This window comes from Geomonas sp. Red32, from assembly GCF_023652955.1.
GTDB lineage: Bacteria > Desulfobacterota > Desulfuromonadia > Geobacterales > Geobacteraceae > Geomonas.
Genome location: NZ_JAKLOY010000003.1, coordinates 91021 through 106377, shown reverse-complemented (window position 1 = coordinate 106377; position 15357 = coordinate 91021). Strand labels below are relative to the sequence as shown.

General features: G+C 64.2%; 13 protein-coding genes. 6 read left to right on the top strand and 7 right to left on the bottom strand.

Annotated elements, in window-relative coordinates:
• Positions 1-2 precede the first annotated feature (2 nt).
• Positions 3-1217 carry an efflux RND transporter periplasmic adaptor subunit gene (locus L4X63_RS09790; RefSeq protein WP_250678446.1) on the bottom strand — a complete coding sequence of 405 codons (1215 nt, stop codon included), beginning with the start codon at positions 1215-1217 and terminating at the stop codon, positions 3-5.
• 66 nt (positions 1218-1283) lie between these two features.
• The gene (locus L4X63_RS09785) at positions 1284-1565 is read right to left on the bottom strand and encodes a DUF503 domain-containing protein (RefSeq protein WP_250678445.1); all 282 of its coding nucleotides are present in this window, start codon (positions 1563-1565) and stop codon (positions 1284-1286) included.
• 131 nt (positions 1566-1696) lie between these two features.
• On the opposite strand from L4X63_RS09785, the gene L4X63_RS09780 reads away from it, so the two are divergent.
• From L4X63_RS09780 to L4X63_RS09765, 4 genes are all read left to right on the top strand, one after another.
• Complete coding sequence (locus L4X63_RS09780) at positions 1697-2839, top strand: WD40 repeat domain-containing protein (RefSeq protein ID WP_250678444.1); 1143 nt, start codon at positions 1697-1699, stop codon at positions 2837-2839.
• Positions 2836-4110, top strand: a complete 1275-nt coding sequence (locus tag L4X63_RS09775) for a multiheme c-type cytochrome (protein ID WP_250678443.1) — start codon at positions 2836-2838, stop codon at positions 4108-4110. The genes L4X63_RS09780 and L4X63_RS09775 overlap by 4 nt, the downstream gene beginning before the upstream one ends.
• Before the next feature lie 89 nt (positions 4111-4199).
• Entirely contained in the window at positions 4200-5390 is a 1191-nt protein-coding gene (gene rdgC / locus L4X63_RS09770; protein ID WP_250678442.1) for a recombination-associated protein RdgC, read from the top strand.
• A 142-nt stretch (positions 5391-5532) separates the two neighbouring features.
• Positions 5533-6363, top strand: a complete 831-nt coding sequence (locus L4X63_RS09765) for an HDOD domain-containing protein (protein ID WP_250678441.1) — start codon at positions 5533-5535, stop codon at positions 6361-6363.
• 142 nt (positions 6364-6505) lie between these two features.
• Here the strand turns inward: L4X63_RS09765 and L4X63_RS09760 are convergent, their stop codons facing one another.
• The 3 genes from L4X63_RS09760 to L4X63_RS09750 are packed head-to-tail and all read right to left on the bottom strand — an operon-like array spanning position 6506 to position 10910.
• The gene (locus L4X63_RS09760) at positions 6506-6940 is read right to left on the bottom strand and encodes a (deoxy)nucleoside triphosphate pyrophosphohydrolase (RefSeq protein WP_250678440.1); all 435 of its coding nucleotides are present in this window, start codon (positions 6938-6940) and stop codon (positions 6506-6508) included.
• Positions 6937-8085, bottom strand: coding sequence for a hybrid sensor histidine kinase/response regulator (locus tag L4X63_RS09755; RefSeq protein ID WP_250678439.1), 1149 nt, complete (start codon positions 8083-8085; stop codon positions 6937-6939). Before L4X63_RS09755 ends, L4X63_RS09760 begins: the two co-directional genes overlap by 4 nt.
• Complete coding sequence (locus L4X63_RS09750; protein WP_250678438.1) at positions 8082-10910, bottom strand: PAS domain S-box protein; 2829 nt, start codon at positions 10908-10910, stop codon at positions 8082-8084. Before L4X63_RS09750 ends, L4X63_RS09755 begins: the two co-directional genes overlap by 4 nt.
• Positions 10911-11355: 445 nt before the next feature.
• Between L4X63_RS09750 and L4X63_RS09745 the strand changes: the two genes are divergently transcribed.
• Positions 11356-11928 (top strand): ANTAR domain-containing response regulator, encoded by a 573-nt coding sequence (locus L4X63_RS09745; RefSeq protein WP_250678437.1) that lies wholly within the window; start codon positions 11356-11358, stop codon positions 11926-11928.
• A 235-nt stretch (positions 11929-12163) separates the two neighbouring features.
• Positions 12164-13009 carry a zinc metalloprotease HtpX gene (gene htpX, locus L4X63_RS09740; protein WP_250678436.1) on the top strand — a complete coding sequence of 282 codons (846 nt, stop codon included), beginning with the start codon at positions 12164-12166 and terminating at the stop codon, positions 13007-13009.
• A 20-nt stretch (positions 13010-13029) separates the two neighbouring features.
• Here htpX and L4X63_RS09735 read toward each other — a convergent pair whose 3' ends face one another.
• Positions 13030-14346, bottom strand: a complete 1317-nt coding sequence (locus L4X63_RS09735) for a hemolysin family protein (protein WP_250678435.1) — start codon at positions 14344-14346, stop codon at positions 13030-13032.
• Positions 14347-14585: 239 nt separating this feature from the next.
• Positions 14586-15086: a chemotaxis protein CheX gene (locus L4X63_RS09730; protein ID WP_250678434.1), complete on the bottom strand. Its 501-nt coding sequence runs from the start codon at positions 15084-15086 to the stop codon at positions 14586-14588.
• Positions 15087-15357: the final 271 nt, after the last annotated feature.

Here is a 15357-nt window from a genome sequence, read left to right as displayed (position 1 = left end):
GGTTACTTTTCCGGGACCTTCACGCGGGATTGGTCGTGCAGTTTTTCCAGCGGCTTGACCGCGATCCGCTCGCCTGCCTTAAGGCCGCTCGATACCTCCACCAGGTCGCCGATCTTCGCCCCCACCGTCACCGGGCGCTCGGCCACCCGGTCTCCGGAGAGCACGAAGACGACGCTTTTACCTCCCCGGCTGGCCACGGCCGCCGGCGGTACCGCGATCCTCGGGGTGCCGCCCCCCTTCTCCACCGGACGCTCCAGGAAGGCGACCTTGGCGCTCATCTCGGGGAGGATCCGTTTGTCGGAGTCGATGAAGCGGACCTTCACCATGACGCTCCCCTTGGAGCGGTCGGCGGTCGGGACGATGGTGTGGAGCTCTCCCCTGAAACGGGAATCCGGCAGGGCATCGAGCAGGATCTCGCACGGCTCCCCGGCCTTCACCTTGGCGAGGCTCGCCTCCGAGACGTCGGCCTCGACCTCGAGGGAGCTCATGTCGGCCAGGGTGAGGACGGCCGCCTTGGCGTTGGCCTGGGCGGCCAGCGGGGAGACGATGTCACCCACGTCGGCATTCTTGGTCAGCACGACCGCGTCGAAGGGGGCCCTGATCTCGGTGTATTCCACCCCGGCCTCGGCCCCCTTGAGGGCGGATTCGGCGGCCTTTATCGCGGCGCGGGCGGCGGCGGTGGCGGCGACGTCACGGCCGTAACGGAGCCTCGCGGTATCGTAATCGCTCCTGGCGACGATCCCCTGCGAGAGGAGCTCCTTGTAGCGCTGGAGATTGGTGAGGGCATCCTTCTCCTCCAGCTGGGCCTGCACCAGCTGGTCGCGGGCCACCTTCAGGTTGGCGGCGGCCTGGTCCCGGCTGGCGGAGACGTCCTTACTTTCCAGCCGCGCCAAAAGCTCCCCCTTCTTGACCACGCTCCCCTCCTCCACCCCGAGCCAGGCCAGGGTGCCGGTGGCCTTGGAGGAAACGGCGGCCTTTCTCTGGGCGACCACGTAACCGCTGGAGTTCAAGAGCGAGACCGCTTGGGAGGGATAGACGAGCGAGACGGTGGCAACCTCGACCTCCACGCTGCGGAGGAGGGCGATACGCCAGGCGGCGGCGGAGAGGAGGAGCACCGCGACGGCGATCCACACCCACACCCGGCGGCGGCTTCCCCCCGGAGCGGCCGCATAGCGCCCCTTGTCGATCGAGAGTTTGCTGAGTTCCTCTTGAGCCATCTATCACTCCATCGAGCTGGATTCGGATCCAGCGGAAGCTACCATATTTTAGTCCCTAATCACATCTCAAAGCTCGTCCACCTGGACGTCGGTGATCTCCACGTCGGGACGCTCCTCCACGAGCCAGCTCTCCAGCTGCTGCATGACGCTCTTGCCGCGGGTGAAGGTATCGGTCACCATCACGAAGGCTATCTCCGCATCCCACGGCTGGTCGTGCAGCCCCGATTCGCAGCAGGAGACGTTGAACCGGTTGCGGGCGCGCCCGAGGACGCTCTTCACGATCGCCCGCTTCTCCTTCAGGGTGCGGCTCATGAGGGCGAGCCGCATCTGCATTAAAACCACCTGCATGAATCCCCCCTGCCGCCTTCCCACATGAGAAAAGGCACTTCCGGCATTGTACCACAATACCTCCGCATCTAGCCGTTGTCTTGCCGCGCCAATTCCGGTAGACTGGCCGCCTCATGAAAGGAGAGCGCCGCATGTCCTCATACCGCCTGTTCATCCTGTTCCTGCTGCTCGCCGCGAGCACCCTCACCGGGTGTTCGGCCACGCTCAAGGAACTCTCCCAGATCCCCGAGCCGTACCAGCTTTCCGCGATCGGCAAGGCGGATACGGGCAAGCCGTTCGCCATCAGCTCCCGGGGCCAGGCGGCCGTCATCTCCGACGGCGGGGTGAAGCTCATCGCGCTCGACAAGGAGCAAGAGCCGGTCAAGGTCACCCCGCTGCCTGCCAGCGCGCTCGCCTTCTCCCCCGAGGGAGACCGCCTCGCCGTGGCCATCCCGGCCGAAGGAGCCAGGACCGATCTGAGGATCTTCGACACCGGCGGCAAGACGGTGGCCGAGAGCAGCATCCCGGCCCAGGCGGCGGCGCTCGCGTGGACGGGGGGCGGCCGGCTGGCGGTCCTCGCGCTGGAACTCAAGCGCTACAGCTTCGGGACGCTGGTCAACTCCGTCGTCTTCCTGTGGGACGGGAAGAATTCCCCCGTCTCCGAGATGGTCGGTTCGGTTACCCTGCGCCCCCCGCTGAGCAAACTCCCGGACGAGGCCATCCTGCAAAACCGCAACCTCGCCGCCTCCCCGTTCGGAGACGAGATTGCCTACACGGTATTGCGGGATCCCCCCATGTTCACCCCGTACCAGAAGGTGATCACCCGGCACCTCGCCACCGGGCGCACCTCGGAGGTCGCCGACACCTCGGTCAACTCCCAGGCCCTTCTCTACTTCCCCGACGGCGACACCCTCCTCATCGGCAACGGCCAGGGGATGTCGCGCCGGGTAACCATCCCCGACGGGAAGGAGATCTACGCCTGGCCGTCGGCCGGGGCCTTCCCCGCCATCTCCCCGGGAGGGAGCTACCTCTACCTGGACGGCCGGCTCTACCAGGACGGGAACCGGACCGCCTACTTCCCCGAAAAGACCAGGGGAGTCTTCCTCCCCGACGGCTCGGCTCTTCTCCTTAGCTGGAACGGGACCCTCTACCGGCTGAGCGGCCTCAACGAAATGAAGAGGGCTCCCCGGCCTACCGATCCGGCCCGTTTCCTGGAACTCAGGCGCCTGCGCGCGCAGGGGCTCATCGAGGAGAAGGAATACCGCGACCGGCGCGGCAGGATGCTCGTGAAATGAAGATGACCGCGCCCCTCATGGTTACCCTCTTGGCCGCCATCGGCTTGGCCCTCCCCTCCGGGCTCCTCGCCGCCGAGAGCTGCGTCGGCTGCCACGCGGAGAAGACCCCGGCGGCGGTTGCGCAGTGGCGGCAAAGCGCCCACGGCAAGGCCGGCATCGGCTGCGAAAGCTGCCACGGCAGCGACCACGACCGGATCCTCAAGGGAGAGGCCAAGGTCGACCTGACCCGCTGCGCCCCCTGCCATCCCAAGGCCACGAAGGAACACCAGGCGAGCCGCCACGGGCTGGGACTCCACACCGGCTGGGGGTGTACCCGGAACCTCCCCGACCGCAAGAAGGACGAGTGCCGGTTCTGCCACCGCCAGGGTGACGAGGCACCCTCCACCCTGGTCCAGTGCGCCCGCTTCCTTAAGCAGTCCTCGGAGATGGCCCATGTGGGGTGCAATTCCTGCCACATGGTGGAAGGCTCCTGCGACAGCTGCCACTCCAAGCACTCCACCGACCTCGCCATCGCCCGCGACCCGGCCTCCTGCGCGAAGTGCCACATGGGTCCCGACCATCCGCAGTGGGAGATGTGGCAGACCTCGGAGCACGGCATCCTCAACAAAAGCGCCGGCCGCAAGCTCGGGCCGGACTGCCAGAGCTGCCACATGCCCGCCGGCACCCATAACGTCTCGTCCGGCATCACCATGAACTCGGGAGGGGTCCCCTACCCCGCCGGCCAGCGCGCCAAGGCCCGCGACGAGATGGTGAAGATCTGCAGCGGCTGCCACGCCCCCTCCTTCGCCCGCCGCGAGCTCGAACAGGGGGACGCGGTCAGAAGCCAGAGCCTCGCGATCCTCAAGGAGGCCGAGGAGACGATCCTGGATCTCAACACCCTGGGGCTCCTCGACCCGATGCCCGACCATCGCCCGCCCCACCCCTTGAGCGGCTTCCAGCTGGTGACCGACGCCCAGATGCTCTACGAGGACACCTCCCACATCGAGCGGCTCTTCTTCAAGATGAAGAAGTACGACTACGCGAAAACGGTGAAGGGGGCCTACCACCAGAACCCGGCCTACGCCCACTGGTACGGCAACGCCGAATTGAAGATGGACCTCATCGATATCAAGAGCGAGGCGAGGAGGCTCAAGGAGCGGAAAAAGGCGGAGCCGGGGCAGGCGGGCATAGAGGAAGAGCTCCGCTCACTCAAGGGGCGTTTCGAGCGGGGAGCGCTCTCCGCCGGCGACTACGCCAAGGAAAAGGCGCGGCTGCTGGACCGGGGAAATTAGTCTTGCCCCCCAGCGGGAAAAGGTGTATCCATTCTCTCCCCCGCAATAGCGGGGAACCAATTCAGCAACCACCGAAGGAGATTCATTAGATGGGTATTTTGTCGAACACGGTAAGCGTATGTCATTTCAAGGTCCAGGGGGAGTTCCCCCAGGAGAACCTTTTCGATTGGAGTCTTAAGCAACTGGCGGCCAACCGCTTCAACCCGATCGACCAGGGGAGCGAAGAGCTCTCGGTCGGCTGGGTCCACCTGGACGATCCCCGCTCCTTCGACTTCGATTCCCCGGCCTGCTGCCGCCGTGACAATTTCATCATGTTCACCCTGCGCCGCGACAAGCGTTCGGTCCCCTCCGCCATCCTGAAGGCCCACCTGGAGCGGGAGGAGGAGAAGTTCCTCGCCGAGAACCCGAACTTCACCAAGGTCCCCAAGCAAAAGCGCGAGGACCTGAAAGAAGCGGTGCATGGCATGCTCCTCTCCCAGACCCTTCCCACCCCCTCCACCTACGACGCGGTCTGGGACACCGGGAGCGGCCTCTTGACCTTCACCTCGCTCTCCGCCAAATCGATCGAGCTGTTCGAGGACCTCTTCAAGAAGACCTTCGAGGGGCTGCGCCTCTCCGCCTTCCACCCGTACGCCCGCGCGGAAGGGGTGCTGGACGACGGCAACCGGGTGCTCCTCGGGCAGGCCAACAAGGCGACCAGCGACAACTACCTGGACCTCATCAAGGAGAACCAGTGGCTCGGGAGCGACTTCCTGCTCTGGCTCATGTACCAGACCATGAACGAGGCATCCGAGTACAGCGTCAATCAGCCCGGCATCCTCGGCGACAAGGAGCCGTTCGTGGCCTACCTGGACGACCGGCTGGTGCTTCTCGGGGCGGGCGAGAACGGCGCCCAGAAGATCACCGTGGCGGGTCCCCAGGACCATTTCAACGAGGTGAGAAGCGCCCTCTTGAACCGCAAGCAGATCACCGAGGCGACGCTGCACCTGGAGACCACCGAGGACGAGCACTGGAAGCTGACCCTCAAGGGCGAGCTCTTCCACTTCGCCTCCTACAAATCCCCCTCGGTCAAGATCGAGAAGGACAGCTCCACCGACGAGGCGATGGAGCGCGAGGCGGTCTTCTTCGAAAGGATGGCGCTCCTCGAGAAGGGGACCCAGCTGTTCGACTCCCTCTTCGCCACCTTCCTGAAACTCAGGCTGGGTGCCGGATGGCCCGAGCAGCAGGAGCAGATCAACAGCTGGCTTAACGTCTGCGCCTTCTGCGGCGGCTCCCTGTAAAACTCCCCTCATCCCCTCCCCCCTTGAGGGGGAGGGCCAGGGTGGGGGGGAGGCCGGCAGCGGCGATTCATTTGTCAGAAGGCCCAGTTACGCTTAAACTTTCAGTAGCCGTTCAACGAGGCAACGTAAGGAAGGTCCCGACATGGCAATCTCACTCACCATACGGCGTCTGCTGACCATCCAGCCGATCGAGCTTCCGGTCTTCCACCCTATCGCCATCAAGCTCCAGCATCTCCTGGAGACTCCCGACTACAAGATCGACGAGGTCATCTCCCTCGCCAACGAAGACCAGTCGCTGGCCGGGCAGATCCTCAAGATGGCCAACTCCACCGTCTACATGGGGAGGGTCCGCACCGAGACCATCAAGGACGCGGTGATACGGCTTGGCGCCGTACAGGTGTCGAACCTCGCCATGGCGGCCTCCCAGGCCAGCATCCACGTCTCCGATCACCCGGTCATCAACGGCTTCATGCAGTCGCTTTGGCAGCACAGCCACGCCTGCGCGGTGGGGAGCCGCTGGCTCATCCGGGCGGCCGGCTACCCGCACCACGCCGATCAGGCGTACATGGCCGGTCTTCTGCACGACATCGGCAAGCTCTATCTTCTCAAGGCACTGGAACGGTTGAACAAGGCGGGGGTGGCACAGGCGGCGCTGGAGGAGAGCCTCCTTTTGGAGATCTTCGAGGAACTGCACGTCGAGCAGGGATGCCGGCTGATGCAGCACTGGAACATGCCGAAGATCTACTACAACGTGGTGGCCAACCACCACGACGCGAACTTCGACACCACGGACTCGGTGCTTACGGCGGTGCGGCTGGTGAACGCGGTCTGCAAGGTGAAGGGAATCGGGCTGGTGAAGGACGAGACCATCGACCTGAAGGAGCTGCCGGAGACCGCGCTGCTGGAAGTAGCTTCCGAGGAGTTCGAGGACCTTTACGACCTGATGGACGACTCGCTCGATTTTTCGCTGTAAAGCCGCCGGGTGAACTTTAGACCTGCGGCTGAACCTGTCGCGTTTCGTGCCTCAACGCGGCCTACACATCTACACATCCCCTTCCCCGGCTTACTCACCCTGTCCCCCCTTCGCTTAGGGGGGAACCCGATTCCTGCCTCTCTTAGATACTTCCCCGGTACTCCTCGATGATGGGAAAATCGGCGTCGGCCCAGTCGAGCTCGTGCATGTCCGGCGCGGGGAGCCAGCGGACCTCGGAATGCTCGTGCAGCACCATCTCGCCGGAGAGGATCCGGCAGACGAAGGGGTAAAGGGTGACGGTGAAGGCCGGGTAATGGTGGGTATGGGGGGTGAGGGCTCTGCCGACCTCGACCTCCACCTCCATCTCCTCGGCAACTTCCCGTTTCACGCACTCCTCGGGCTTCTCACCTTCCTCGATCTTCCCTCCCGGAAATTCCCATTTAAGCGGCAGGTTCATGGAGGCGCTGCGGAGCGCGGCCAGCACCAGACCATCGCGTTCGATGATCGCGCAGGCGACGTGGATATGGCGGCGGGGTTTTTCGGCCGGGGTGGAAGCGGGGGCAAACGGAAACGTCACGGGGTCCTCTCAAGGCCGGTTGATGAAGGCTCGCCGGGTACTTCCGGGAGCACGAGCGGTATTTCGGAGTGGAAGATGGAGCCCGTGCCGGGACGGCTCTCGGCCCAGATCCTCCCCCCCATGATCTCGATGATGCGGCGGGCCAGGGTGAGGCCGAGCCCGAGGCCCGGGTAGGCACGGGTGACCGCGCCATCGGACTGGGTGAAATCGTTGAAGATCCTCTCCAGGTCCTCCTCGCCGATGCCGATCCCGGTGTCGGCCACCGAGAAGCGGACCACGAAGCCCTGGCCGCCGGCTTCCCGCCGGGCCGAGACCGTCACGTCCCCCTCGGCGGTGAACTTCACCGCGTTTCCCACCAGCACCGACAGGACCTTGTGCAGCATCCCCTGGTCGGCCACCACGGCCGGGGGCAGCTCCGGATCGACGTCCACCTTCAGGGCGAGCTTCTTGGAGGCGGCCAGCGGCTGCAGCTCTCCTACGATCCCCTCCAGGAAGGGGGCGAGCTTGAACGGACGGGTCTCCAGGCGCACCTCGTCCCCCTCCAGCCGGCTCGTCTCGATCAGGTCCTCGATCAGCCCCAAAAGCTTCATGGCCGCCTTCTGGACCAGCGACAGGTACTTCCTCTTCTCGTCGTCCTGCTCGCTGGTGAGGACCAGGTCGGTCATCCCGATGATCGGCGTGAGCGGGGTGCGGAGCTCGTGGCTCACCCCCCTCAGGAATTCCTTCTTGGTCCGGTCGGCGGCGGTGGAAAGGTTCTCCAAAAGGTCGCGGTAGCGCTTCATCTCCAGGTGGTTCTTGACCCGGGCGCGCACCACCTGCGGGGTGATCGGCTTGGTGATGTAATCGATCGCTCCCAGCTCGAGCCCCTTGATCTCGTCCTCCTCCTGGATCATGGCGGTGACGAAGATGATGGGGATGTCGCGGGTGGCGGGGTCCTTCTTGAGGATGCTGCATACCTCGTAGCCGTCCATGCCGGGCATCATGATGTCCAGAAGGATCAGGTCCGGCTTGTCGGCCTTGATGAGCTCGAGGGCCTCGGCACCGCTGGTGGCGAAGATCATCTCGTACTCGTCCCCCAGGCTCTCGCTCACCACCTCGATGTTGGCGGGGGTATCGTCGACGATCAGCACGTTCTGCCGTCTCATGCGGGTTCCTTTCCCTCGGAATCGGGGTCACAGGGCTGGACCGGAAGCTGGGCCAGCAGCTGCCTTGCTTTCTTGAAATCGAGCCTCTCCAGGCAGAGCTCGAGGGCCTTCAGTTCCCCCGCGTAACGGGTTCCCGGAAGGCCGGTGCGCAATACCGCGAACTGCCGCTTGGCGTCCAGGCTGTTGCGGATAAGCATCCGCTCAAGCTTCGCGGCCTCCTCACCCAACCGGTCCGGGTCCCAGGGACCTTCCTCCGCCAGGGCGGCCTCTTCGGCAACCGGCTCCGGCAAGGCGGGCGCCGGTTGATGGCCGGTAGCCTCCTCGGGGGAGCTGCCGGGGCGGGCCAGGGAGCGGACGATGGCGTCCAGCATCACCGAAGGGCGGGCCGGAGAGGCGATGACCACGTTCAGGCCGAATTCCTCGCGTCTTCCACTCATCTCCCCGATCCGCTCCGGGGGGACCATCCCCAGCACCGGAGGGCACTCCCCTTGCCGAAGCGACAGATCGCGCGCCACCGCCAGCATCCCCTCCTCCCCGGCGGAGGCGAGGTCGACCACCACCAGGTCGAAAGGAAACGCCGCCGGCTGGCAGCTCTCCTCCAGCGCTGCCAGCGTCTCCGGCAGGTCAGAGACGTATACCACCGAGAGGGGTAATCCGTCCACCATCACCTTCAGGCGCTCGCGGGAATCCTCGTCCCGGTCCAGCACCAGCATCCGCAGCGACGGTTCCGTCTCCCCCGCCGGCTCGGGGCGCTCTCCGGCGGCCTGAAGGGCGAAGTTGACCGTGAAATAGAAGCTGCTTCCGGTCCCCTGCTCGCTCTGCACCTTGAGCTCTCCCCCCATGAGCTCCACGAGCTGGGTGGAGATGGAGAGCCCGAGGCCGGTCCCTCCGTAGCGGCGGGTGGTGGAGCTGTCGGCCTGGGTGAAGGGGGTGAAGATCTTGCCGATCTGGTCGGCGGAGAGGCCGACCCCGGTATCCTTGACGAGGAAGCGGACGGCAACCTCGTCCTCCTTCGCCTGGGCCATTCTCACCTCGACGGTGACCTCCCCGTGCTCGGTGAACTTCACCGCGTTCCCCACCAGGTTGTTCAGGACCTGGGTGAGCCTGAGCGGGTCCCCCAGCAACCGGGCCGGAAGCTGGGGATCGAGCAGGATCCGGTAGGCGATCCCCTTCTCCTGCGCCTTGACGCTGAAGAGGTCCGAGATGGTGGCCAGAACGTCCGCCAGGGAGAACTCCGTCCTCTCCAGCTCCACCCTCCCCGCCTCGATCTTCGAAAAATCCAGGATGTCGTTGATTATATCCAGCAGGGTCTGCCCGGACGAGCAGATCTTCTCAAGATATTCGCGCTGCTTGGCGGTCAGCTGGGTCTGCAGGGCCAGCCTTCCCAGCCCGATGATGGCGTTCATCGGGGTGCGGATCTCGTGGCTCATGCCGGCCAAAAACTGGCTCTTGGCGCGGCTCGCCGCCTGTACCAGGTCGCGCTCGCGCCGGAGCGCCTGGGCCTCGCGCTTGGCGGTGATATCCTCGACGACCCCGGCCAGGTAGCGCGGCTCCCCTCGTTCGCCGCACAGAAGGGACTTGGTGAGGTTCACCCAGACGAGCGAGCCGTCCTTACGCAGCTGGCGAAGCTCCATCGAGTAGTTTTCGATCTCGCGGGCCAGCAGTTTGGCCGTCTGCTCCCGCTCGGCGGCAAGATCCTCGGGATGGACCGTCTCGTCCAGGGTGCGGCCCAAAAGGTCGGTGGGGGTGAAGCCAAGGATGTCGCAGAAACAGGGATTGACCCTGATCATCACCCCGTTCATGGCGAGGTGGAAGATCCCGACCGCCGCCTGTTCGAAGGTGTTGCGGAAGCGCTCTTCGCTCTCCTTGAGCTGCTCCTCCGCCCGTTTCCTGCGGGTGATGTCGGTGAGCACCCCGAGCAGACCGTACGCCTGCCCGGAGTCGTCCTTCAAAGGGACCAGCGAGGAGCTCACCCAGCTCCCGTCGCGAACCCGCCGCTCGTCTCGTTCCACCGGGAAGCCGGCCGCCATTACCCGGGCGTCGTCCTCCATCCGCTTGGTAGCGAGCGACTCCTGGAAGAGGTCGTGGTCGGTCTTGCCGAAGATCTCCTCCGGCACCCTGCCGAGCTCGCGCGCGAAGCTCGAGTTGCAGGAGAGGTAGACCGAATTGCGGTCCTTGAGAAAGATACGTTGGGGGAGGTTTTCGATGAGGGCACGGTAGCGCTTCTCGAAGAAAAGGGCGTCCTCGGCCTCCTTCCGCTGGGTGATGTCATGCACCACCCCCACCACCCGGACCGCCGCTCCGCTCCCGTCGTGGATGACCTCCCCCGCCTCGTACAGATAGCGCTCGGTCCCGTCGGGGCGCACCACCCGGTGCTCGACCGCGAAACCGGCGTCGGCAGCCCCGAGCGCCTCACGGATGGCGGCGGCGAGGATCTCGCGGTCGTCACGGGGAAGGAGCGCCAGGTAGGCGGGGTAGCTGTGCGGGGTCCGGTCCGGTTCCAGCCCGAAGATGCTGCAGATCTCGTCGGAGCAGTCGAGCGTCCCGCTGACCAGGTCCCAGTCCCAGCTCCCGATGCGGGCGATCCGCTGCGAAATGCGGACCATCTCCTCGTAGCGGTTGGCGGCGGCATCGACGTGGCGCCGCCAGCTTAGCCAGGCAAGTTCCGCGGCACCGGCCGACAAAAGGACCACCGAGAGGGCGGCGTGGTAGTCGCGCAGCAAGAGGGCCGCGCAAACGCCGGCCAGGAAGAGAAGGAGGGGGAAGAGAATCCACGCCTTGTTGCGCCGCTTATGAGAACTTGCCGGTGCTGAGAGAAAGCGCATGGGTCCACCTGAAAGAGGAGTGGCCGAAGGCACCGAACCTTCGGCATCATTTAGTTTTAATCGGCACCATCGCCGAAAACGTGAGAGAAAACAGAGGTTCTACCAGCCCCCATCGCGTTCGAGCCATCGGCTAATCCCAGCCCTCGCCCCCGCACCTATCCCCGCACCTATCCCCCCTTCCCTCGCCGCGGTCCCTTTCCCCCAACCGGGGCGAGGGAAGAGCAGAAAAGGCGTCCCCCGCCTCTTCAGGGTAGAGGGTGGCCGAAGGCCGGGTGAGGGAGGGTTTCCGCTCCGGCTTCCCCGGCGGCGCGCGGTGACGTCACTGGGAGGGGTGGGTTTCCAGAAAGTTATAGCACCGCTTTCCCGTTTTGGAACGCTTTGTGCTCCTCTACCTCCGTCACGCCCGCAACGAAGCGGTACGAATCGTCGTAAAGGGAGAGATAACATGGGAAAAACGGTCTTGCACATTCGCGACGAGAAGCTGCTGGCCAGCCTAAAAAAGAGGCTGCCGGCCAAAGGATTTGCTGAAATATTAGTCCCCACCTCGGGAGATTTTTTCTCCGAGGCGGTGATCTGCCGGCCGGACATCGCCGTGGTTGAGTACCTCCCCGGAGACCGTGAGATCAGCGGCCAGGTCAAGAGGCTGTGGGAAAAGCTCAGCATCCCCATCATCATGATTGCCGAGACCCAGGACCTCGAAGAGGTCCAGACCTGGGGGGAATCGGTGATCTCCACCGTGCTTGCCAAGCCGGTCCGCGAGGAAGAGCTGATGGCGGCCATGGTCCTCTCGCTCTCCGCCGCCCGCCGGGTTGAAAAGCTCAAGGAGGAGGTCGCCAGCCTCAAGGAGAACATCGAGGCGCGGAAGATCGTCGAGAAGGCCAAGGGGAGGCTCATGGAGCGGGACAAGCTGACCGAGGCGGAGGCTTTCCGCCGGATGCAGCGGCTCGCCATGGACCGGAGGATCTCCATGCGGCAGCTGGCCGAAGCGATCCTCCTGACCGACCGCATCGGCTGCTAGGAGTGTTGAGCAGCCGAACGGGGGTTGACAGGAGAGGGGGCAGTAATTATATTTCAGCTGTGATGTAAGGGGAGTAGCAACCGGCCCATCGAGGGCCGGCCCGCCGGTTCGTCATGAAGGGCTTACGGCCCGGACGCGGGGCAGGGACTCACGTCAGTGCAGGCAAGACCTTTATCCGGAACCGCATTCCGGGTAAAGGTCTTTTTTGTTCCCCTACCAACGTTGGAGGAAAACGATGAACAGAGTAAAGACTGCCTTCCTGTTGACCGCGCTGACCCTCATCCTGGTGGCGATGGGGCACGCCCTGGGAGGCCGCGGGGGGATGATGATCGCCTTCGTGTTCGCCTGCGGCATGAACATCTTCTCCTACTGGTTCTCGGACCAGATCGTCTTGAGGATGTACGGCGCGGTGGAGGTCACCGAGGCGGAACAGCCCGCCTACTACCAGATGGTGCGGAGGCTCACCTCCCGCGCCGGGCTTCCCATGCCGCGGGTCTACATCATCCCCTCCGACAGCCCCAACGCCTTCGCCACCGGGAGAAACCCCGAGCACGCGGCGGTGGCGGCCACCCAGGGGATCATGAGGATCCTCTCGCCAGAGGAGCTCGAAGCGGTGATGGCCCACGAGATGACCCACGTGGCCAACCGCGACATCCTGATCTCTACCGTGGCGGCCACCCTCGCGGGCGCCATCTCCATGATCGGCAACATGCTGCAGTGGGGGGCCATCTTCGGCGGATCCCGAAGTGACGACGACGAGGGGGGCGGCGTGGCGGGTGCCTTGGCCATGGCCATCATCGCCCCGATTGCCGCGATGCTGATCCAACTGGCGGTCTCCCGCTCCCGCGAGTACTTAGCCGACGAGGGTGGCGCCAAGCTGTCGGGGAGGCCGCTGGCGCTCGCCAACGCGCTCAGGAAGCTCGAAGCCGGAAGCCGGATGCTCCCCATGCAGGACGCCCGCCCGGCCACCGCCCACCTCTTCATCGTGAACCCGCTGACCGCGGCCGGGATCGCCCAGCTCTTCTCCACCCATCCCCCGATGGAGGAGAGGATCGCCCGCCTGGAGCGGATGGCCCGCTAAAAAAAAGAGGGGGAGGGATTCTAACCCTCCTCCTCTTCCTTTTTCACCCGTTGTATCCTGACCGTCGAGATCCCGGTCCGGGTCACCTCCTCGCAGGTCAGCCGGAAATCTCCGAGCTCCAGCGTTACCCCCTGTTCCGGGAAACCACCCAGCCGGTCCAGGATCAGCCCCGCCAGGGTGTCGTAGGGAAGATCCTCCCCCAGATCCATCTCCAAGAGATCCTCCAGGTCGGAAATCGAAATGAGGGCATCGACCAGCAGGCTGCCGTCCGCCATCACCTGCACGGTGGAAGGCTCCCCGACGTCGTGCTCGTCCTGGATCTCCCCCACCAGCTCCTCCAGGAGATCCTCCGTGGTCACGATCCCGCTGATCCCGCCGTATTCGTCCACCACGAACGCCATGTGGACCCGGGTTTTCTGCATCTCCTTCAAAAGTTCGCTCACCTTCTTCCCCTCCGGGACGAAGACGGGGGGACGCACGATGGAGCGGATGTCGAAGTCGGGCTCCCGCACCATCCGCCCCAGGAGATCCTTGCCGTGGATGAAGCCGACGGTCTCCTCGATGCTGCCGAGGTAGACCGGGTAGCGGGAGTACATGTTGTCCAGCACCCCCTGGAGGATCTCCTCCTTCGGGAGGTTGAGATCGAAGGCGACCACGCGGGTACGGGGGACCATCACCTCGCGGACCGAGGTATGGGTGAAGTCGAAGAGGTTTTCGATGAAGGTGTGCTCGGTCTCGCTGAAGATGCCGCTCTCGTGCCCTTCGGCGACGATGTGCTGGACCTCCTCGCGGGTCATGAACCCGCGCCGCTCCCCCTTGAGGCGCAAGAGGACGAACACCGCGCGGCTGGAGAGGCTCAGGAGCCAGACCAGCGCCCCGGCGATCTTCGCCATGAAGGTGATCGGCTTGGCCACCGAGAGCGCCATGGTGTCGGAGTACTGAAGCCCGATGTTCTTGGGGACCAGCTCGCCCAGGATCAGCAGCAGGTAGGAGATGGTGGCGACCACGGCGGTGACCGCCAAGGGTTCGGCCGCATTTCTCACCATGGCAATCTCGGAGGCTTGCAGAAGCGGCCGCAGGTAATCGACGGCGATGACGCCACCGACTGCCGAGGCGGTGGAACCGATGACGGTCATGCCGATCTGAACGATGGCGAGCAGGCGGTGGGGATCTTTCTGCAGGGCGTCGACCAGCATGGCTCGCCGGTCGCCCTGGCTGACCAGCTGTGCGATGCGGCTCTTGCGGACGGAGATGATGGCGAACTCGGAGCAGGCGAAGAAGCCGTTGAAGATGATCAGTACGAAGATTACCAAAAGCTCGAGGAAAACGGTGTCCAAATACTCTCCCCCATAGTCACAGCAAACGGGCGTGAAGTCACCCGTCCAAAATTCATTGATTCATTCTCGACGGTAACGGCGAAGTTGTCAATGATTACTAATCAAATTGGCCGATTTCGGCAGCCACTGACAGCGCTCCGACTTCCAAAAACACGCTGACGGATCGTCATCTGACACAACAAAACCGCCGTCATGGACATCGACGGCGGTTCAGTGAGTTCCGGTGGAACGCTCTTCCCTTACTTCCCGATCTTGAAAGTGAGCAGGAAATTTTCACCCTCGCAGCCGAACGGGATGACCATCGCCTGGGAAGTGGAGATGCTCTCGAGAACGTAGTCGGAGCCGTAAATGACGGTCGGGATGGAGAGGTTGATGTCACCCCCCTTCGGGGAGAAGATGTGCTTCACGTCGCCGCCGATCATGTTGGCGATCTCCCCCATGGCGTCGTTGACGTCGTCATCGATCTCGAACATCTCCATGCCGAGCATGTTGCCGGTGACCTTCAGCGCCAGCGCCTTGGGACAGTGGATGGCCAGGATCCCGGAGTGGCTACCGGCCAGGCCGACCATGCTGGTAAGGGTATCGTGAAAGGAAACCACCGGTTCTTCGAGGGGAAGCTGATCCTCCACTTCCAGCATCACCATGGTAGAGAAGACTCCCCGCGTTATCTCGGCAATCTTGGCCCAGACATCCTCTTCAGTCAGGTTGATTTCGCTCAGTATTGCAGGATCCAGACCCATGACAGCCCTCCCTGTGGCCATAAATGGTTTACAGTGTACCCAACATCTCCTGAAATGAAAGCCACGCCCGGGAAAAAGCCCCTTGGCCTGAATCCCCGCTCATCCCCCGCTCATCCCCGCTCAATCCCCGCTCATCCCCGCTCAATCCCCGCTCAATCCCCGCTCAATCCCCACCTGAACCCCACCCTCTGGAAAATGTTCTTCCGAGAATTCCGGTGAAAAACAGGTCCCCCCCTTTGACAAAGGGGGGACAGGGGGGATTTGCTCCACC

Bases quoted from the DNA above. Each gene is read 5' to 3' on its own strand.
- L4X63_RS09790 (WP_250678446.1), bottom strand. From the start codon at position 1,217: ATGGCTCAAGAGGAACTCAGCAAACTCTCGATCGACAAGGGGCGCTAT.
- L4X63_RS09785 (WP_250678445.1), bottom strand. From the start codon at position 1,565: ATGCAGGTGGTTTTAATGCAGATGCGGCTCGCCCTCATGAGCCGCACC.
- L4X63_RS09780 (WP_250678444.1), top strand. From the start codon at position 1,697: ATGTCCTCATACCGCCTGTTCATCCTGTTCCTGCTGCTCGCCGCGAGC.
- L4X63_RS09775 (WP_250678443.1), top strand. From the start codon at position 2,836: ATGAAGATGACCGCGCCCCTCATGGTTACCCTCTTGGCCGCCATCGGC.
- rdgC (WP_250678442.1), top strand. From the start codon at position 4,200: ATGGGTATTTTGTCGAACACGGTAAGCGTATGTCATTTCAAGGTCCAG.
- L4X63_RS09765 (WP_250678441.1), top strand. From the start codon at position 5,533: ATGGCAATCTCACTCACCATACGGCGTCTGCTGACCATCCAGCCGATC.
- L4X63_RS09755 (WP_250678439.1), bottom strand. From the start codon at position 8,085: ATGAGACGGCAGAACGTGCTGATCGTCGACGATACCCCCGCCAACATC.
- L4X63_RS09750 (WP_250678438.1), bottom strand. From the start codon at position 10,910: ATGCGCTTTCTCTCAGCACCGGCAAGTTCTCATAAGCGGCGCAACAAG.
- L4X63_RS09745 (WP_250678437.1), top strand. From the start codon at position 11,356: ATGGGAAAAACGGTCTTGCACATTCGCGACGAGAAGCTGCTGGCCAGC.
- htpX (WP_250678436.1), top strand. From the start codon at position 12,164: ATGAACAGAGTAAAGACTGCCTTCCTGTTGACCGCGCTGACCCTCATC.
- L4X63_RS09730 (WP_250678434.1), bottom strand. From the start codon at position 15,086: ATGGGTCTGGATCCTGCAATACTGAGCGAAATCAACCTGACTGAAGAG.